The sequence below is a fragment of the aff. Roholtiella sp. LEGE 12411 genome (genome assembly GCF_015206995.1).
In the GTDB taxonomy this organism is placed as follows: Bacteria; Cyanobacteriota; Cyanobacteriia; order Cyanobacteriales; family Nostocaceae; genus Komarekiella.
Window position 1 is genome coordinate 1 of the sequence record NZ_JADEXR010000028.1, and the last position, 19,159, is coordinate 19,159.

14 protein-coding genes, 1 tRNA gene and 1 rRNA gene are annotated in these 19,159 nt (G+C 40.2%); 12 read left to right on the forward strand and 4 right to left on the reverse strand.

What is annotated here, in order from left to right; translation table 11 throughout:
- Nucleotides 1-243, reverse strand: a 16S ribosomal RNA gene (locus IQ246_RS08860); the annotation flags it as partial.
- A gap of 316 nt (nucleotides 244-559) precedes the next feature.
- Here IQ246_RS08860 and glyQ point away from each other — a divergent pair.
- From glyQ to IQ246_RS08885, 5 genes are all read left to right on the forward strand, one after another.
- On the forward strand, nucleotides 560-1,438 hold the full coding sequence (gene glyQ, locus IQ246_RS08865) for a glycine--tRNA ligase subunit alpha (protein ID WP_194002105.1): 879 nt from the start codon (nucleotides 560-562) through the stop codon (nucleotides 1,436-1,438).
- Between the two features lie 113 nt (nucleotides 1,439-1,551).
- Complete coding sequence (locus tag IQ246_RS08870) at nucleotides 1,552-2,031, forward strand: DUF4079 domain-containing protein (RefSeq protein ID WP_194002107.1); 480 nt, start codon at nucleotides 1,552-1,554, stop codon at nucleotides 2,029-2,031.
- A gap of 213 nt (nucleotides 2,032-2,244) precedes the next feature.
- A complete protein-coding gene (locus IQ246_RS08875) occupies nucleotides 2,245-4,608 on the forward strand; it encodes a ComEC/Rec2 family competence protein (RefSeq protein WP_194002109.1) in 2,364 nt (787 codons plus the stop codon).
- Between the two features lie 406 nt (nucleotides 4,609-5,014).
- Nucleotides 5,015-5,099 (forward strand) — tRNA-Ser (locus IQ246_RS08880).
- 139 nt (nucleotides 5,100-5,238) lie between these two features.
- The gene (locus tag IQ246_RS08885; protein ID WP_194002112.1) at nucleotides 5,239-6,420 is read left to right on the forward strand and encodes a CapA family protein; all 1,182 of its coding nucleotides are present in this window, start codon (nucleotides 5,239-5,241) and stop codon (nucleotides 6,418-6,420) included.
- 67 nt (nucleotides 6,421-6,487) lie between these two features.
- Here IQ246_RS08885 and IQ246_RS08890 read toward each other — a convergent pair whose 3' ends face one another.
- Complete coding sequence (locus tag IQ246_RS08890; RefSeq protein ID WP_194002114.1) at nucleotides 6,488-8,095, reverse strand: serine/threonine-protein kinase; 1,608 nt, start codon at nucleotides 8,093-8,095, stop codon at nucleotides 6,488-6,490.
- An 823-nt stretch (nucleotides 8,096-8,918) separates the two neighbouring features.
- On the opposite strand from IQ246_RS08890, the gene IQ246_RS08895 reads away from it, so the two are divergent.
- Nucleotides 8,919-10,283: a lipid-A-disaccharide synthase-related protein gene (locus tag IQ246_RS08895; protein ID WP_194002116.1), complete on the forward strand. Its 1,365-nt coding sequence runs from the start codon at nucleotides 8,919-8,921 to the stop codon at nucleotides 10,281-10,283.
- Nucleotides 10,284-10,427: 144 nt separating this feature from the next.
- Here IQ246_RS08895 and IQ246_RS08900 read toward each other — a convergent pair whose 3' ends face one another.
- Nucleotides 10,428-11,150, reverse strand: coding sequence for a response regulator transcription factor (locus IQ246_RS08900; RefSeq protein ID WP_162399050.1), 723 nt, complete (start codon nucleotides 11,148-11,150; stop codon nucleotides 10,428-10,430).
- A gap of 319 nt (nucleotides 11,151-11,469) precedes the next feature.
- Here IQ246_RS08900 and IQ246_RS08905 point away from each other — a divergent pair, with 319 nt between their 5' ends.
- From IQ246_RS08905 to IQ246_RS08915, 3 genes are all read left to right on the forward strand, one after another.
- Nucleotides 11,470-11,778 (forward strand): hypothetical protein, encoded by a 309-nt coding sequence (locus IQ246_RS08905; protein ID WP_194002118.1) that lies wholly within the window; start codon nucleotides 11,470-11,472, stop codon nucleotides 11,776-11,778.
- Between the two features lie 784 nt (nucleotides 11,779-12,562).
- Complete coding sequence (locus IQ246_RS08910) at nucleotides 12,563-13,897, forward strand: ATP-binding protein (protein ID WP_194002120.1); 1,335 nt, start codon at nucleotides 12,563-12,565, stop codon at nucleotides 13,895-13,897.
- Nucleotides 13,898-13,932: 35 nt separating this feature from the next.
- Nucleotides 13,933-15,057 (forward strand): hybrid sensor histidine kinase/response regulator, encoded by a 1,125-nt coding sequence (locus IQ246_RS08915; RefSeq protein WP_194002122.1) that lies wholly within the window; start codon nucleotides 13,933-13,935, stop codon nucleotides 15,055-15,057.
- A 38-nt stretch (nucleotides 15,058-15,095) separates the two neighbouring features.
- Here IQ246_RS08915 and IQ246_RS08920 read toward each other — a convergent pair whose 3' ends face one another.
- A complete protein-coding gene (locus IQ246_RS08920) occupies nucleotides 15,096-15,551 on the reverse strand; it encodes a response regulator (protein ID WP_194002124.1) in 456 nt (151 codons plus the stop codon).
- 533 nt (nucleotides 15,552-16,084) lie between these two features.
- Between IQ246_RS08920 and IQ246_RS08925 the strand changes: the two genes are divergently transcribed.
- The 3 genes from IQ246_RS08925 to IQ246_RS08935 all read left to right on the forward strand — a co-directional run bounded on the left by IQ246_RS08925 (nucleotide 16,085) and on the right by IQ246_RS08935 (nucleotide 19,121).
- Complete coding sequence (locus IQ246_RS08925) at nucleotides 16,085-16,228, forward strand: hypothetical protein (protein ID WP_194002126.1); 144 nt, start codon at nucleotides 16,085-16,087, stop codon at nucleotides 16,226-16,228.
- Between the two features lie 916 nt (nucleotides 16,229-17,144).
- The gene (locus IQ246_RS08930; RefSeq protein ID WP_194002128.1) at nucleotides 17,145-18,443 is read left to right on the forward strand and encodes a response regulator; all 1,299 of its coding nucleotides are present in this window, start codon (nucleotides 17,145-17,147) and stop codon (nucleotides 18,441-18,443) included.
- A gap of 123 nt (nucleotides 18,444-18,566) precedes the next feature.
- Complete coding sequence (locus IQ246_RS08935) at nucleotides 18,567-19,121, forward strand: methanogen output domain 1-containing protein (protein ID WP_194002130.1); 555 nt, start codon at nucleotides 18,567-18,569, stop codon at nucleotides 19,119-19,121.
- Nucleotides 19,122-19,159 lie beyond the last annotated feature (38 nt).

A 19,159-nucleotide genomic window follows, 5' to 3' on the forward strand; every position in this document is an offset into this window, starting at 1 on the left:
CCTAGGTGCGCTATTACCACACCTACTAGCTAATCAGACGCGAGCTCATCTTCAGGCAGCAAGCCTTTCACCTCTCGGCACATTCGGTATTAGCCACCGTTTCCAGTGGTTGTCCCGAACCTGAAGCTAGATTCTCACGCGTTACTCACCCGTCCGCCACTCACCCCGAAAGGTGCGTTCGACTTGCATGTGTTAAGCATACCGCCAGCGTTCATCCTGAGCCAGGATCAAACTCTCCGTTTTGAACTGGAAAGCTTTTTAGCTCTATATCATTAGCTGCTCTTTTTTAACTTCAGCTTAGTTATCTGATTTTCTTGACGCACGCCACTTGCTCTATAATGGCTTTCAAACTATAATGTTTTCAAGGTTCGGCGTCCTTATCACGTCGCTCTTGGCGCTCGCTTTTCAGGCACTTATTCAATATAGCGAGCGCACATCACTTTGTCAACTACTTTCTCCTTTTTTTCTTACACACTCTTTTCAGCCTCTAAAAATGCTCACAGTGCTAGGTTTAAGCAACAATGGTTTATGCACTGTGCTGACTAAGGAAGGGTAAAGCGTGAATTTTCAGTCGGTAATAGCCATATTGCATCAGTTTTGGAGCGATCGCGGTTGCCTTATTGCCCAGCCCTATGACATGGAAAAAGGGGCTGGAACTAAGAACCCCCATACTTTTTTAAGAGCACTGGGACTGGAACCCTGGGCTGTAGCTTATGTTGAACCTTGCCGTCGCCCTACAGACGGGCGCTACGGTGAAAACCCCAATCGCTTTCAACACTATTATCAGTATCAAGTTTTAATTAAACCTTCACCAGATAATATCCAGGAGATTTATCTCGATTCGTTGAGGGCTTTAGGTATTCGTCCCGAAGACCACGATATTCGCTTTGTTGAGGACAACTGGGAAGATGCGACTGTGGGAGCTTGGGGTACTGGCTGGGAAGTATGGTTAGACGGGATGGAAATTACTCAATTTACTTACTTTCAACAATGCGGAGGCATTGATTGCCGTCCTGTGTCGATTGAGATGACTTATGGACTGGAGCGACTGACAATGTATCTCCAGCAAGTGGAGGCAATTACTAAGATTCATTGGACAGACAATATTACTTATGGTGATGTTCACCTCCAGGGAGAGATTGAACAGTGTACGTATAACTTTGAAGCGTCTAATCCTGAATTGTTGCTGACGCTATTTAATTTGTATGAGCAGGAAGCTACGCAATTAACGGAGCGCGGACTGGTGTTACCCAGCTTGGACTATGTAATTAAGTGTTCGCATACGTTTAATTTGCTGGATGCTAGAGGTGTGATTTCAGTCACGGAGCGAACTCGTTATATTGCCAGGATTAGGCATTTAGCACGGAAAGTTGCTCATTTATATGTTGAGCAAAGGGAGAAGTTGGGTTTTCCGTTGCTCAAAAACACCGTAGTTTGAACGGTAAAGACTAGCGTTGAATATCAATAAGACTTGATTTGATTCCCTTAACCCCCTAAAAAAGGGGGTTAAACGTAAGTATATCTAGCAAATTTATTGATGGTGTGTGAGAGATGGTGAATTGGAGTGAAGTTTTAGAACCGATCGCAGATTGGTTTCGTTTTATGGGAATTCCCGAACCGATTGTACATTGGGGACATCCGTTAATGATGGCCATCGTTGTTTTTGTAATGGGCAGCTATGTGGGACTAACAGGTTGGAGAGGAAGACTGACTAAAGATAAAGATTCTGTAATTAAAAGTCGAAGCGACCATCGTCAACTAGCACCGTGGCTATTTGTTTTTATGGCGGCTGGTTACACTGGCGGGGTGTTGTCTTTGGTGATGCAGCATCAGCCAATTCTTAAAAGTCCTCATTTTTGGACTGGTTCGCTGGTGCTCTTACTATTACTTATTAATGGTGCAATTGCGCTGAGTGGATTTGCAGGGAATAAAACAGTGTTACGTGCAGTTCATGCTTACATGGGTAGCATTGGACTTGGTATCCTATTTCTCCATGCTGCACTTGGGTTGAAATTGGGAACAGCTTTCTGATGCAGCTGTTGGCGAGGGTGATAAATGTAGTTAGCAATTCATCCTAGATAAGCTAAGCCTATAAGAATAAAGCCCGGTTCTATGGGTTTTGTTTGTATAAAGTTGATGAACTATACTTCACCACAAGCATGAAAATTTTTCTTTCGTGTTCCTCTAGCTATTTTTTAAGTCAGCTGCGAATTCTATTCGCTAGGTGCTTTTACAAGAAGTCTTATGATTCAAACGAGTGGTGTAATTATTTGTCTTGGCTACATTCTGGGTTTGCTATTTACAGCAATTCCTTGGGGTGGAGTATGGATTTTGGTTCTAGGGGTAGTAGGAGCGATTCTATTTAGAAAACGCTACACTACTCCACAACAAGTTGCTCAAAAACCAGAAAACACTCGAAGCAAAATCAAGTTCGTATTTAATACCTGGCAAGCTGTTCCCCATCCAAGAATATGGATAGTTGCTGGCTTGGTGGGGCTTTTGGCAACTTTGTATTTTCAATTACGAGTGCCACAACCAGGGGTAAAAGACATCAGTCAGTTCGTCCCCCTTGGAAATAACAGCAATCAAGAACAACTTGTAATTGTTCGTGGTGAAGTCGCCAGTACTCCCCGTTTAACTCGCAGTCAGCGAGGACAGTTTTGGTTAGAAGCGATTCAGGTAGATGAGGTCAAAAATGAAAAGGGATCAGCAGGTGTACCGAAAGGGGTGACAGGTAAATTGTATGTGACTGTACCTTTACTTCAGGTTACTGGATTATATCCAAGTCAACAAATCGCTGTAACTGGGGTTTTGTACAAACCGAAAGGGGCGTCAAATCCTGGTGCTTTTGACTTTCAGAAGTTTCTTAAGCAAGAAGGAGCATTTGCTGGTTTGATTGGGCGACAGGTAAATATTCTAGATGTAAATGCAAAACGGAAATGGGGATGGTGGCAAGTTAGAGAGCGAATTGTGCGATCGCAAGTTCGTTGGTTAGGTGTTCCAGAAGGGCCACTTGTAAGTGCAATGGTTCTAGGCAGCAAAGCTATTGATTTACCTTATGATATCCGCGACTTGTTTGTACAGGCGGGATTAGCTCATGCTTTGGCAGCTTCCGGGTTTCAAACTTCTTTGATTTTGGGTGTGATCTTACAGCTAACAAAACGTTTCAAAAAGCGAACACAATTTACTTGTGGGTTGTTAGCTTTAATTATTTTCCTAAGTTTAACAGGTTTCCAGGCTGCGGTACTAAGAGCTGTAATTATGGGTTTTGCAGCATTAGTTGGTCTGGTATTAAAGAGGAAAGTAAAACAGTTAGGTTCACTGCTGTTAGCGGCAACTGTGTTGTTGCTGTTTAATCCTCTATGGATTTGGGATTTAGGTTTTCAACTAAGTTTTTTAGCAACACTAGGGTTAATCGTTACAGTACCCCCGATAGTTGAGCGTTTGGGTTGGTTACCGCCTGCGATCGCTTCTTTAATTGCTGTTCCTTTTGCTGCTACTATTTGGACTTTACCTGTACAACTGTTTGTCTTTGGAGTTGTGCCATCTTACAGCCTGCTACTGAATATCCTTAGCACTCCATTAATCTCTATCATTAGTATAGGTGGAATTATTAGTGCGATCGCAGCATTAATTTGGACTGATGCGGGAACCTTTTTGGCTGGAATATTATATTTTCCTACTGATTGGCTAGTAGAGTTAGTAGAATTTTTTAGCAAGCTGCCGGGAAACTCCGTTGCTGTGGGTAGTATATCTGGTTGGCAAATACTAACAATTTATGCGCTGATTATATTAGTTTGGTTGGTGCGTTGGTGGCAACAGCGATGGTGGTTTGCTAGTTTAATTGCGGTTAGCTTGGTACTAATTCCAGTTTGGCATTCTGCAAATACGTTATTTAGGATAACTATACTAGCAGCAGATACGGAACCAATTGTAGTTATTCAAGATCGAGGAAAAGTAACTTTAATTAATAGTGGAGATGAGGGTACAGGACGCTTCACAATCCTACCGTTTTTGCAACAGCAGGGTGTGAATCAAATAAATTGGGCGATCGCTAATAATTTCCAAGGCAATCATAGTAATGCTTGGCTGGAACTGCTACAACGTTTACCCATTAAAAATTTTTATGTATATTCCTCTAAGCCAGAAAATTCCATTGCTATTCAGGCTATTCAACAAGAGCTACAGAAGCATCAAGGTATCTACCAGCCTTTGGCAATTGGTCAAATTGTGAATACTGGTTCGATGGTGACGCAATTAATTAATGAGCAATTGCCTATCTTACAATTACAAGTTTTCGAGCAGAATTGGTTATTAGTAGGTAATATCAAGTCGAAGGAAGTGCAACAGCTAGTTAAGAATGGAAATTTACCTCACCCACAAGTGCTGTGGTGTTCCTCTGAGTCCTTAAAAGATTTAGTTTTAGCTCTGCAACCAAAAGTGGCGATCGCTTCTTCTGACAATTTTGATGAAAAAACTTTGTCTCAACTTGATAAAAGCTCAACACAACTTTTTTTTACAGGACGAGATGGAGCAATTCAATGGACACCCAATGGTCAATTTGAGACGTTTATTCAAGCAACAGAAAATAAATCTTCTGTCCTATAAATAACTCATAAAAAAGAAATAAAAGGCAGAATTTTTAATTTCCTGCCTTTGGAAATGACCAGATGAATAGGTCTGTAGCCAGATCAAGTATCACACATCTGTTTGACAGAGATATGAAGAAGTTGTGACGAAAGTATTACTAGTGAATATTTTTTAAATCATGGTAATTTGTGCAACATAAAAATTATCAGTATTACTAAAATTACCCTAGAAATAAAAAGATCTTCAGAATGATAACTCTGCAATCAGTCTTATTACAATTATTGTTGCGTGCAATATATTCTAAGACGATCGCTTTATTGCTCAAAATGGTATGATGGCTAAAAGAAGGATGCGATCGCAATTTCCTTAAACTCACGAGATTTGTGCATACTGAATGTATAGTCAAATTCGCGAATGAATAGCTGGAGAGGTGGCAGAGTGGTTGAATGCGACGCACTCGAAATGCGTTTTGGGGCAACTCAACGGGGGTTCGAATCCCCCCCTCTCCGTTTTAAGAACATTGTAGTAATTCATATAGCAATTATATGCTCATCATTACGTAGTATACTTTTTTTACATAATACTAAAATACACACTTAGAAGAGTGATTTTTGGGATAAACTAATGCCATCGTGTAAGGAGTGAACGATGGCAAATCAAAGATTAGTACAATTATTATCATTAAGTTTTATCAGTTGTTGTTTTTGTCTAGGCATTGGTATTGGAATCTTCATTCGCTTTGGACAATTGCAACCATCAGATGCCGCTACCACATCCACTGAGCCTGAGTCATTTCCGTTTGCTTTTCCAGAACCCACGCCACCGCCAGGAAAAGAAGAATCCTTTGCAGACACCATTACCATCAAAGCAGTTGGAGATATTATTCCTGGTACCAATTTTCCTAACTATAGATTGCCACGCTTAGGTAACAATCTGTTGCCAAAGTCTGTGAGAGCATACTTGCAAGGATCTGATATTTTATTTGGTAACTTTGAAAGTAGCTTAACTAATTATCCATATACGACTAAAGACATCAGTCGAGAACAAGTTTTTGCCTTTCGCTCCCCACCTGCCTATGCTCAGGTGTTTGCTAAAGCTGGGTTTAATGTGTTCAATATGGCTAATAATCATGCAATGGATTTTGGTAAGGTGGGGTTTCAAGATACAAAGAACAATCTTGCAGCTGTAGGCATTGCAACGTTAGGTCATAAGAATCAAATTCTTTATCTAGAAGCTAATAATATTCCAATTGCAATGATTGGGTTTTCTCCTTATAACATTTATAATTCTATTCACGATTTAGCAGCAGCCCAAGCACTCATAACACAAGCCAAAAACAACGCCAACATTGTAGTTATATCAATGCACGCTGGAGCCGAAGGAACAGAGGCGCTACACCTAAAGAATCAGACGGAGTTCTTCTATGGAGAAAACCGAGGTAATTCGATCAAGTTTGCTCGGACAATGATTGATGCAGGAGCAGACTTAGTTCTGGGACATGGCCCTCACGTTCCCAGAGCTATGGAAATCTATAAGGGAAAACTCATAGCCTATTCTTTAGGAAACTTTTTAGGATATCGGACTTTATCCACAAATGCCCAAACTGGTGACTCGATGATTTTAGAAGTCAAACTTAATTCAGCAGGAGATTTAGTATCGAGTAAAATTATTTCCATTCGCATGGATAAGCAAGGAATTCCTCACATCGATCAAAGTTTCCATACTGTTAAACTTATGCGTTATTTGAATAATCAAGCTTTTCCTAAAAATCCGGTGAAAATTAATAACAAAGGAGAAATTATTGTGCTTAATAGCAAACAGGAAATTTAGCTAAAAGATAAAAAAAAAAATAAAAAGTTGTTATACTCGCAAAAATTAAAAGCGGTAATTGACTTAATTAATCGTTATCATCTAGTGGCTTTTCCTGTAACTTCTCATCCTTATAGGGTTGACTCTCAATAGGCAAATTTTGCTTTTCCTCCAAGGTTGGCACTACCACATCAGAAGGCGCTGACTGCTTGGATTCCCCAGGTGACGACGGCGCTGCTGGTATAATCACAGGATTTGACGGGCTAACAGGTTGGGGCAAGGCAGAATCCTTATTCAAAGAGGGGAAATTACTGCGTGGTGATGAGATGGGTGAAGCGTTACGAGACGATCGCAATGCTCGCAATGCCCGCTCTGCCCGTAACTTATCCACTACCGAAGGCGAAGAGGAAACTTTAGGCGAAGGTATAGATTGGTCAAGGTCGCGGCGTTGCGATTTTTGTGTAGAACTGTTACTGTTACTCGGAGATTCTTCTTGGGAGACACGACGGCGCTGACGCCGCTTGGAAGTAGAGACAGGTGCAGATTCAGCTTGGGAAGTGGTATTCGTCTGTTTATCTGAAGATTTACTATCGATATTGGGTACTTCTGTAGCAGATTCTTGAAGTGGTTGCTCAAAAATTGGCTTTGAGGTAGATGGCGGCTGAGATTTGGGGAGCATACTAGTGATGCCAAAACCTGCTGTAGCAGCAACAAAGGCTATACATACGCCAATAAATACTTTAGACGATCGCAATTTCTTAGCCAGTACAGTTCTATTCTGTGCTGATGCTTGATGAATATAATTTTGGGCAGTTTTCCTAGACAACTTCGCTGACTGCTGGATAGATAAATCAATAGTAGGTAAAACTTGCGGTGTCGCATCCTGCTGAATTTCAGGCAGCAGTTGCAGCCACTCAGCAACTGTCGCTGGACGAAAGCGAGACTCAACAGCCATGCCATGCATCACTGCTTGATTGACAGCAGCACTCAAATGTGGTTGTAGTTCACGGGGTGAGGGCATTTTTTCGCGATCGCGCAGTAGTGCTGGCATGGGAACTTGAGCTGTCAACAGCGCATACAAAGTTGCTGCCAAACCATAAACATCCGTTGCGGGTGTGCGCGGTGCTTGCGACAGATACTGCTCAATTGGGGAATAGCCCTCAGTAACTAAACCCGTGTGAGTCTGCCTGACGCCGCCATTAAATTCCCTGGCTATGCCAAAATCAATCAGCACTACCTCCTGAGTTCCCTGGCGGAGGATGATATTATCTGGTTTGATATCCCGGTGCAGCAAACCATTGTTGTGTACTACCTGCAACGCTGCCCCAATTTGGCGGATGTAATGAATTGCTTTGATTTCTGGTAAAGCTATCCCTGGCAATACAAATGCGTCTCCCAAGGTTTCGCCAGGAATGTATTCCATCACCATGTAAGGCAGCCCAGCTTCAATAAAAAAGTCGCTGACTCGGACAATATTTGGGTGGATACAAGTGGCTAATCGTCTAGCCTCATCTTGGAATTGGCGCTCGAACTTAGCAAAATCGGGATTCTGCCGCAGCCGTTCATTGATGGTTTTCATTACCACCTCATGGCCTAAATACTGATGAGTAGCCTTAAACGTAATGCCAAAGCCACCCCGCCCTATTTCTTGAATTAGGGTATATTTTCCACCTTGCAAAATTGTGCCTGCTAACATAGAAAATTTTCAGTCGTGAGTTCTTAGTGAGCAGATAAGCTGATGCGCGTCTAGATCGAATATTTTCGCGCTTAGGCTGTCCCAGGTCAAGAGTCAAAAGTACAAGCTAGCCTTTGACTGTGGACTTTTGACTTTTGACAACCTAAGTGCGAAATATACAAGTTTATTTGCGTAACAGCTTAAATACTGAAGTCCTGAGTCTTAAGGGATTTCTAAAAAAGTTTTCCCAGATTTATTTTAAGCAGGAGCCTCGCCCGCTAGAGACTAAGCTGGCTTGCCTATGCTACGGGATAATTTTAGTTGTTCAATTACTCTAAATGATAAAAACCTCCCCATAAGCGCAACAGCTTTGCCTTTTTCATAGGATAGCGCGGACGTGCCGAAAACCAAAGTGAGGACAAGCTTCGGCTGTCTATACTGAGTTGCACGATTGTTAGGGAGAAAACATGGCTTGGCACGCTACCTGTTACCTTTGTAGATCAAGCAGATTTAGAAGCGATCGCTTTCAAGCCATACCACTAGGAAATGTAATATTACTTAAGTGAATGTTAAAAATGTTAAATTTACTGCCCTCTGCCTAAATGCACTCGACCAGTATTCTGCGTAAGTCCTGACATAAGTGCGACCACTACTTACATTCCTAGCGTCATAAGTACATAGTGAGTTGGAACCACCTAAATTAAAGTAGGACTTACCCACACTCTACAAATTCTTCTAAGGGTGAAAAAACCTTTTTTTGAATTTTGACACTTGACTATGGACGACCCTGACGAATTAGTGTGTTTTAATGCGTTACAGCTTAGAATACCTACCACGAGGTTTTATGAGTGATTTATTCCAGTCATCCTTAACTTCTCATCCGCAAGCCGAAAGTTATCGTCTGCGGTTGCTTGTTTTGAGCAATGGTCATGGGGAGGATATAATTGCAATCCGCATTTTGCAGGAACTCCTGCGACAACCAAACCCACCAGATATCTTTGCTTTACCTTTGGTGGGTGAAGGACATGCTTACCAACAGTTGGATATTCCACTTATAGGTTCAGTACGCACTATGCCTTCTGGTGGCTTTGTTTATATGGATGGACGCCAACTGATACGAGATGTGCGTGGCGGTTTACTGCAACTTACTTTCACCCAGATTAACGCTATCCGCCGCTGGGTGAGTTTACAAAAAAAATTAGGTAATAACAGAGCTATCTTAGCTGTAGGAGATATTGTACCACTGCTATTTGCAACTTTGAGTGGCGCTAAGTATGCTTTTGTCGGTACAGCAAAATCAGAATATTACGTACGGGATGAAGTCGGATTATTACCACGAAAATCAAAAGCTGCGCGTTGGGAAAACTTTTCCGGCTCAGTTTACCATCCTTGGGAACGTTGGCTGATGAGTCGCCGCCGTTGTAAGGCGGTGTTTCCTAGGGATGCGCTGACGACGGAAACATTAAAACAATGGCCAATTCCAGCTTTTAATTTGGGTAATCCAATGATGGATGGTTTAGAACCAACGTTTTCATCCCAACAATTTTATAGTAATGACACGCAGCAGCAAGAGAAAGTGCGACCCCTAGTTGTGACTCTTCTCCCAGGTTCTCGTCCACCAGAGGCATATACTAACTGGGAGAAAATCATGATTGCGGTATCTGCGTTGATGGGAAGTTTTCGGGATAAAGATTCAGTATTCTATACTTCTGGTACAGTAGTATTTTTAGGTGCGATCGCACCTGGTTTAGACTGCAATATTCTTGCCCAAAATGTTAAGTCTCAAGGTTGGCAATCTGAGTTGCAATCTCCGATCCAACTTCCTGATTCTAGTGTTTTAATCTTTAAGCAAAGAAACGCATATTTACTACTGACCCAACAAGCATATAACGATTGCTTACATTTGGGGGATTTTGCGATCGCAATGGCAGGTACAGCTACAGAACAATTTATTGGTTTAGGAAAACCTGCGATCGCTATTCCCGGTGATGGGCCTCAATACAACTCTACTTTTGCTGAAGCTCAAAGTCGTCTTTTAGGATCTTCTTTGATTGTAGTTGAACAGCCAGAACAAGTTGCAAAGGTAGTACCTTCTCTATTTAAATATCCCGACAGCTTGCAAACTATTGCTGAAAATGGTATTCAACGGATGGGGAAGCCTGGAGCAGCACAACGTATTGCTGATTGTTTACAACAGCTATTTGGTTAAGCTCATACCTCAATTCAAGTATAGGGGATAGCATTTTGTGCAGTTGACCCTAACGTCACCATAGTATTTGTTACTATGCCCAATTCCCAGATTTCTGTCTTTTATCTTCACCACTCAATATAAGCTAAACGGATGTCAGCTTAATTATGCTACTAACCCAGAACGTAGAGCGCGAACAGCAGCTTGGGTACGGTCATCAGCACATAGTTTATTCAGAATGTTGCGAACATGAGTCTTGACTGTACCAACCGTAATGTAGAGTTTCTCAGCAATCTGCCCGTTGCTACATCCAGCTACAATTAACTCAAGGATTTCCAGTTCTCGTTGAGTCAGAGGGTATGTTTCTAAAACTTGCTCGTATTCGGTCGCTAGTGCTTCAATTTTGACAGTCTTTGGCTTATCAGATGATTGGGTTTCTCCTGGAAAACCTTGTCGCATTTTTTGCAATACCACATTGGCAATTGCCGGATCAATCCAAGAGTTACCGCCGTGAGTTGCTTGAATCGCCTCCGTTAATTTACTGATACTTGTCTCTTTCATGTAATAAGAATCTGCCCCTGCTGCGAAAGCAGCAAGTACTGCGTCCTCTGTATGATCCATTGTGAGGATGAGAATTTTCGTTGTTGATTGCCCAGTTTCTGCTTGGTAGCGCTTAAACTTACGAGTGAGTTCAATGCCATCCATGTCAGGCAAGCCAATATCTACAACCGCCACGTCCGGCTTAGCCGTTTCTAAAAGTTTTAGTCCCTGAGTGGCATTTGCTGCTTCACCAATCACCTTTAATCCGCTGTGAGACTGTAATGCAGCTCGTAGTCCCATTCTTGTTAAGTCATGATCTTCAATTAAAAGAATGCTAATCTCGCTCATTGCTACACTCACTCTTACGCTGTTTGCATCTCTCAAAGTATGACCTTTTGTAAGCGCTACTTCTTATTTTCCCAAACCAAAGATAGATGATAATTTAACAACCTTGCATCCACCAATAGAAAGAAGAAATCTATATCTTTTTTTATATTTAGATAGAGCATAAATCTAGCTGAAGGTATATAGATACTTACACAAAAACTATGAAATATTTAGACGAACGCCAAATTTCTATCGTTTACCCCAATTTAGCCGTCATTTACCATGTTTCATTAGTTGTTTTCTATTATTCTGTACGAAGCTTTGAAAAAGGCTTATAAAAATGGATACATTAGCACAGGTCGAAGTTACCTTCAGAAAAAGTGAGCGATGCTTTCAAACAGTTTTTGACCAAACCTGTGAATTCATTGGACTCATCGAATCGACTTGCACCCTAATTGAACTTAATCAAACGGCGTTAAACTTTAGTAAACTCACCGATAGTGAGGTTATTAGTCATTCGTTATGTGAAGCTCGGTGGTGGAAAATTTTAAAAAAGACCCAGGTGCAACTAATAGGGGCGATCGCTGATGATGTTTTAGGAGTTGATAATACAATCGCGACGAGCAAATTTTCTATTAAATCGGTCTAAGTATAACTAGAAAATAATTGTAGTCTTTCAAACTTTATAAGCCAATGATCGCAATGAAAACACCAGACCTCTTGCATAAATCAAAAATAATAACCTCACCCCGCCTTTGACTTACATCAAAGTCTCCTCTTCCCAAGAGCGCTTAGGGTTGGGGGTGGGGTGTTAGGGACTTTTGCAAGAGGTCTACTGATAGTTATCTGATGAGCGCTAAGAAAATTGTTAAGACCAAGGAGGTACGATTACTTTGGATTCACAAAGTAAACACAGACAGGATTTTTTTCCTTACCTAGTCTAAGCAATGTGGAGGGTAAAACTGCTCAAGCTTATGGTACACGATGTTTGTGTGCAACTCTCACTAATGACTGAGGACGAGTGCGTACTCACTCATTTACAATTGTGTTGAAGCTCAATAAAGTATTCTATTCTACTTTATATTAGCTCTGTGTGCTTTAGCAGATAAATCATTTTCAGTTTGTTAGTTGCTAACTATTTTAGACATCTTGGTTATCAGCCATGATGTGATCACAATTTGAATTTAGAAAGGAGCAAAACCAAGCAGAAGATTACAACTGAAATATTGCTTAATATATACTCAAGACTTTGATCTTTTTTTACTTTGTTGAGATTATAGCAGTGCTAAAAAAAGGTAGAATATTCTATAAAAATACTTTAGTCAATGAAAGTCCAAATTTGAGATGTCCGAAATCCGAGATTCTTTAGTTAGATTATCTGAAAAGAGAAATGTTATACATCAACATATTTTTGGCAGCGAAAATAAAAACCGATGGAACAAACGCTGAGAATTCTGGTTATAGACGATGACGAAGTAGACCGCATGGCAGTACGTCGTGCCCTGATTAAAGCAGGTGTTCAGATGGAACTATCTGAGGTTGGCGATGGACATGATGCGATCGCTGCCCTAAAAAATGCTGCCTACGACTGCGTTTTTCTCGACTACCGCTTACCAGACCAAGATGGATTAACTCTAATCCAACAGATACGTTCTTCGGAAATTAAAGTTCCTTTAGTAGTTCTGACTGGTCAAGGAGATGAGCAAATTGCTGTGCAATTGATGAAAGCTGGTGCTACAGATTATCTATCTAAATCCAGAGTATCTTCAGAAACATTAGCACAGGTTTTGCGGAATGCTATTCGAGTTTATCGTGCTGAAATGCAGGCAGATCTGGCAAACCAGCATCTACGAGAAAGTCATGAACAACTTATTCGTAAAAATCAAGAACTAGAAAGACAACGACAACAAATTCAATTGCAAAATTTGAAGATATTGGAGGCATCACGGCTAAAATCACAGTTTTTGGCTACCATCTCTCACGAATTGAGAACTCCAATGAATGCGATCATTGGTTTTTCGCAGATATTATTGCGCCCCAAGTTTGGTCAATTGACAAATCAGCAAACAGACATGATAGAGCGTATTTTGAATAATGGTAAGCATTTGCTGATGCTGCTCAATGAAGTTCTCGACTTTTCCAAACTAGAGGCAGGACGATTAGATTTCAGACCGGAAATATTTGATGTATTAAAAGTCATCAATACCACTGTATCTGAAATGCGTTCCCTGGCTGACGTAAAAAAGTTATCTTTACTAGTGCAAACAAATTTGCAAAACCCTTTGCTCTTTAATGATCCAGCTCGTGTCAGACAGATTTTAATTAACCTGCTCTCCAATGCAATTAAATTCACAGATTCTGGTAGTATTTGGGTTGAGATTAAAGAAATTACTGGGGATAGAGTGGTAATTTCTGTTCGAGATACAGGTATTGGTATAGCTCCCAGAGATTTCACCCATATTTTTGAAGCATTCCGGCAAGTCGATCAAACTATCACGCGCAAATATCCTGGCACTGGTTTGGGTTTGGCAATTATAGATTCGCTGGTGCGAATGATGAGCGGCAAAATCATTCTCGAAAGTCAATTGGGGGTTGGTTCAATGTTTAAAATTGAATTGCCACGTCAAGTAAGATTAGGAACAGCAACAGTGGATCCTCTGGCTTTAAACTTGGATAGTAACGAGATTCTTTGCTCAGTTCAAAATCCTCATCAGTCACCTTCTCAATTTAGAAAAACACCAATGGGATATCCGAATCTCAAATTATAAATTACTATCAAAAAGTTGATAAAAGTTGATAAATCATGTCTGTTGTGGAAAATTCTAAAATAGATCGTATCCTCGCCGTTGATGATACTCGAGATAATCTCATTTTAGTTCAAACAATTTTAGAGAGTGAAGGGTATGAAATTGACTTAGTTACAGATGGTATAAAAGCTCTACAGCAAGTTGAAAAATCTCCACCCGATCTAATTCTGCTAGATGTGATGATGCCGGGGATGGATGGTTATGAAGTAACACGTCGTATTCGTAAGAACCCTGCTCTCAGCTATATTCCAATTCTATTAATCACTGCTTTTCATGAATCCAGCGTTGTCGAAGGCTTAGATGCTGGAGCTGACGATTTTATTCGTAAACCATTTGATACAGATGAACTACTGGCAAGAGTGCGATCGCTGTTACGCCTCAAGCACAGTCTTGACGAACAACAAAAAATGGCACGTCAGCGTGAAGACTTTGTTTCCCGTCTAACTCATGATTTGCGGACTCCCTTGGTAGCCGCCGATCGCATGTTGAATTTGTTTGAATTGGAAACCTTCTGCAAGATTTCGCCAGAAATGAAACAGGCGATCGCAGTCATGATTCGTAGTAATCAAAACTTAATGCAGATGGTGAATACCTTGCTAGAAGTTTATCGCTTCGAGGCAGGCAAAAAAACATTAAATTACGAAAGTTGCAATCTGCGCGAGATAGCTCAAGAAGTTGTTAGCGAACTAAGTCCTCTGACTAGCGAAAAAGGTTTAACTCTGAAAATAGACATTCGTGAGTTAGATTCACTAAGCAAGAATGCTGGTGTAGTTATGGGTGATCAGTTAGAACTGCGGCGGGTATTAAACAACTTAATTGCAAATGCCATCAAATTCACAGATACAGGAGGCATAACAATCCGCATTTCTGAAATATCAGCTGCTAATAATAAACAAGATTTGGTAAAAATTGAAGTAGAAGACACGGGATATGGTATAGCACCCGAAGACCAAGCAACAGTTTTCGAGCGATTTCGCCAAGGTAGAAATAAACGCTCAGGTAGTGGCTTAGGGTTGCATCTCTCACGCCGAATTGTAGAAGCACATGATGGAACAATCGAAGTCACTTCTGAACTAGGTAAAGGCAGTTTATTCACTGTGCAGATACCTAAGCGCACTTAAATTCTGATTTTTCATAAGTGATATCTTTGTCGGATTTACTAATCCTGACAAAGCTCAAAAACCGAGTGAAAATCAAATTTTCCGCAAAGCACACGGCGAATTATAGCCTCTAAGTCTTCAATCATGTATGGTTTGCTGATGTAGTCATCGAAACCTGCTTTAAGAATACGTTCTCGATCCTCCCTGCTAGCTAATGCTGTGACTGCAATTACTGGAATTTTACAAGTTAGGGGTTCTTCTTTGAGATAACGTACAACATCAATACCACTGTAACCTGGTAACAAAATATCCAACAGGATCAAGTCTGGCTGATATTCTTTAGCCACCAGTACAGTTGCTAAGCTGTCTGCTTGACAAATGAATCTACAGCCCAGTGATTCAAGGGCATAACCAATCAGCAGTAGACTATCATCATGATCTTCCACTGCCAAAATTAAAGGCTGCTGAAAGCTTTGCTTCTTTTCATCACTCATGAATGAATTTGTCAGATACATCTCTTCTCCAGAAGATTATATTGGGATTCATCGTTTTTCTTCATAAAACAGACGAAACATCCCGCTAGAGGTGGGATAGCGCTCACTCAAGATTAGCTCGTGTTTTGCTTTCACCCAGTTGATAATCCTTACCCACGCAAAAAGCGTTGAGGGAAGAAAACCTTAACCTGAGAGGTTTAGCAGATACTTTTTGATTATACGCAAAATTACAGAATATTTTCTCAATAACTTCATATTAACTTTATGGATAAAAATCCGATTATTGGGACAGTGTATCTTCGTAGGAGTTGAAGATACATTGTACTACGTGTTAAAAACTAGATAATGTGAAATTCTGTACTTTTGTTTGCGTACTAAATAGACTTTTAGCAGAATCTTGATTGGTTGTACAAAGGCAATTAAATTTATTTGTACTCTTATCAAATGCGTGGAATACAAATCATTGTAGGGGATATATTATGCCTCTAGGTGTATGGTCTATCCGATTGAAAAGGCGTGTAAACCAAGAGACTAATCTTGTATAGTAATCCGATTTGATTCGTGAACTGACTCGTAGAGACACCGAATGGAGAAGGTGGGGCCCCCTTTGGGGATTAGGGGCGAAGAGGCAATGGGGAATGGGGCATGGAGGAATGGCACTAAGAAAAGCTCTAAGCTTTGCCCTAACTGGTTCCTAGCCTGGAGGCTAGGAACCCATTTTCGGAGGCTCCGCCTCCAGTGGCTTGAGCAGAGGCAGCAGCCCTCTCGGAATACATTCCCAGCCTGGAGGCTGGGAACGAGGCGACACAAGCCTTGGGGCTTTTCTTAGTGCCATTCGGGCATGGAGAAGAAGTAATAAAGATGTACTGAATTTTTTTCAGAAATCAAATATGATTCCTATATATTAATATTTTTTAGTAAATATACTCAGCGATTAGAAATCGCGGCTACACAAACGTCGTAGGTAAAGTCTTGCCGCAGGGTAGTCCGTCTAAGCAGATTTAAAGAATTTAAAATCCGCGTAGTGCGCGTAGCGCAACAGACTTCATTCTTCTAAAAATCGGGTTTTAGAAAAATCTAATCTGATGTTGTTGCAGTTGCAACACTTTCTGGGAACTATAGGGTTGTAAAACCTGAAATTTGTTAGGAAATCCACACTCTTGCTTTCAAAGTTTATGACTGCATCCCAGGCAATCCATCAACCTTCAAAGTTGCTAAAATTAACCCAATAGTGTCAAAGTCGGAATGAAAAAGAGCGCACACCTCAAAATTTAAGCATAATATATTCACTCTCAACGATAGTTGATGTCTGTCAACGCTAGAAAAACCTAGACTCATTTTACTAAAGATAAAAGACTGTAATCTAGCTGCGATCGCCCCGTGGTCGATTACAATTGATGGCGTTTATAAGTATACATTTTTGTTCTCACTCAAGAAACAAATTGGTCAGTCAATTTCAGCAGTTTCTTGGCAAATAATTCAAGTTAAATTCAAATCACTGGCTCTCATCATATTACTAAGAAAACCACAAATAACGATGATTTAATTACTATAAATTCCAAAAAACTTGAAATCTTAATTATAAGATTAATAAAATTTAAATAAGTAATGTAAATGTTTAGTCTTCAAAAAGATAGCTTGATTTTAGTAGTAGATGATACAACTACAAATATAGAAATTGTTTCTGAAATGTTGACTGATGCTGGTTTTGGAGTTTCCATAGCATTTGATGGAGAAATTGCGCTTAAGCAAGTTCAACATAAAATCCCTGATTTAATTTTGTTAGATGTAATGATGCCGAGAATAGATGGATTTGAAACCTGCAAAAGGTTAAAGGAAAATCCATCAACTCGTGATATTCCCATAATTTTCATGACTGCTAATTGTGATACAGATAGTAAGGTAGAGGGTCTAAGTATAGGAGCAGTTGATTACATTACTAAACCATTTCATGAGAAAGAATTACTAGCTAGGATAAAAACCCATCTTCAATTACGGAATTTAACAAAAACTCTAGAAAAACGAGTAGCAGAAAGAACAGCAGACCTTTCAAAAGCATTACGAGATTTACAAGAATCTCAACTCCAACTTGTACAACAAGAAAAAATGTCTGCTCTTGGTCAATTAGTAGCAGGAGTTGCTCATGAAATTAATAATCCAGTTAGTTTTATTCATGGTAATCTTGGTCACGCTTCAGCATATTTCCAAGACATCATTAACCTTATTGACCTCTATCAACAGCATTATCCTAAGCCTGTTCTAGAAATTCAAGAGGAAATTACGGCGATAGATCTAAAATATGTGCGTTCGGATCTACCTAACTTAATTTCCTCGATGAAAGAGGGTGTTCAGCGTATTCGCAACATTAGCACCAGTCTCCGAACATTTTCTAGAGCAGATAGCGATCGCAAAGTTTCCTGCAATATTCATGATGGCATCGACAGTACAATTATGATTCTTAAACATCGTTTAAAAGCATCTGAGAATCGTCCTGATATTCAAGTAATTAAAAATTACGATAATTTACCAGAAGTAGAATGCTTCAGCGGACAACTAAATCAGGTATTTATGAATTTGTTAGCTAACGCTATAGATGCTTTAGAAGAGTCTAATATAGGACGCAACTATATTGAAATTGAGACAAACCCCAATCAGCTTTTGATTCAAACTATTCTCAGCAAAGAAAAAAATAATGTTTTAATCCATATTAAAGATAATGGAGTAGGGATGTCAGATGATGTCCAGCAAAAAATATTCGACCACTTATTTACCACTAAGCCAGTCGGTCGAGGTACGGGATTAGGATTATCAATTGCTCGTCAAATTGTGGTCGAGAAACATGGAGGAAGTCTGGAGGTCTATTCAGCGTACGGACAAGGATCAGAGTTTGTAATTACTCTTCCAACTCATTAGAGGAGGGCACACACATCAAACTCCACAAAAAAATAATATTAGTTAGGCATGGAACAGTTAATTATAAGCAATTTTAGGGAATTCTAAAACTGTATTCAAAAACTACATTTCTAAAATTTATTTATGAACAACCCCCTTAACCACTCAATAGACTCTATCAATATCCCTTTAGAACGTGATCTATTCTTGCGTACATTAATTAGGGAATTATCTGGCACTTTGCAGGACGTAGTTGGATTAGAGGAAGCCTCTGGATTTATCAGCGTAGTTGGTGGAAGAATGGGTAGGCAGCTAAACCAAGATTATAAGTCTGCTTTGGTAGTCTCCCATCTTTCCCATCAACAAGTTGCTGATGTCTTAGTTGATTTAAAAAGACGAATTAAAGGCGATTTTTATGTTATTGAACAGAATGATGAAAAGATTGTATTTGGTAATCGCGCCTGCCCATTTGGTGAGAAAGTGCTTGGTCGCCCTGCTATGTGTATGATGACTTCAAACATCTTTGGGACTGTAACGGCTGACAATTTGGGATATGCCAAAGTCGAACTGCAAGAAACTATAGCAAGGGGTGCTCCTGGATGTGGAGTTGTGATTTACCTAAAACCCACAGCTGAGTCGGAGGATGCAGAAGGTCGAGAATACTTTAGGGGAATAGAAGAGGAGACTTTTCAGCACTAAGCCAACTAGAGGTTATGAGCTTAGTGCAGCTATGTAAA

Excerpts from the sequence above, each read along its gene's own strand:
- IQ246_RS08890 (WP_194002114.1), bottom strand. The coding sequence starts at position 8,095 with ATGTTAGCAGGCACAATTTTGCAAGGTGGAAAATATACCCTAATTCAA.
- IQ246_RS08885 (WP_194002112.1), top strand. The coding sequence starts at position 5,239 with ATGGCAAATCAAAGATTAGTACAATTATTATCATTAAGTTTTATCAGT.
- IQ246_RS08870 (WP_194002107.1), top strand. The coding sequence starts at position 1,552 with ATGGTGAATTGGAGTGAAGTTTTAGAACCGATCGCAGATTGGTTTCGT.
- IQ246_RS08915 (WP_194002122.1), top strand. The coding sequence starts at position 13,933 with ATGTCTGTTGTGGAAAATTCTAAAATAGATCGTATCCTCGCCGTTGAT.
- IQ246_RS08895 (WP_194002116.1), top strand. The coding sequence starts at position 8,919 with ATGAGTGATTTATTCCAGTCATCCTTAACTTCTCATCCGCAAGCCGAA.
- IQ246_RS08905 (WP_194002118.1), top strand. The coding sequence starts at position 11,470 with ATGGATACATTAGCACAGGTCGAAGTTACCTTCAGAAAAAGTGAGCGA.
- IQ246_RS08930 (WP_194002128.1), top strand. The coding sequence starts at position 17,145 with ATGTTTAGTCTTCAAAAAGATAGCTTGATTTTAGTAGTAGATGATACA.
- IQ246_RS08910 (WP_194002120.1), top strand. The coding sequence starts at position 12,563 with ATGGAACAAACGCTGAGAATTCTGGTTATAGACGATGACGAAGTAGAC.
- IQ246_RS08900 (WP_162399050.1), bottom strand. The coding sequence starts at position 11,150 with ATGAGCGAGATTAGCATTCTTTTAATTGAAGATCATGACTTAACAAGA.
- IQ246_RS08935 (WP_194002130.1), top strand. The coding sequence starts at position 18,567 with ATGAACAACCCCCTTAACCACTCAATAGACTCTATCAATATCCCTTTA.
- IQ246_RS08920 (WP_194002124.1), bottom strand. The coding sequence starts at position 15,551 with ATGTATCTGACAAATTCATTCATGAGTGATGAAAAGAAGCAAAGCTTT.
- IQ246_RS08875 (WP_194002109.1), top strand. The coding sequence starts at position 2,245 with ATGATTCAAACGAGTGGTGTAATTATTTGTCTTGGCTACATTCTGGGT.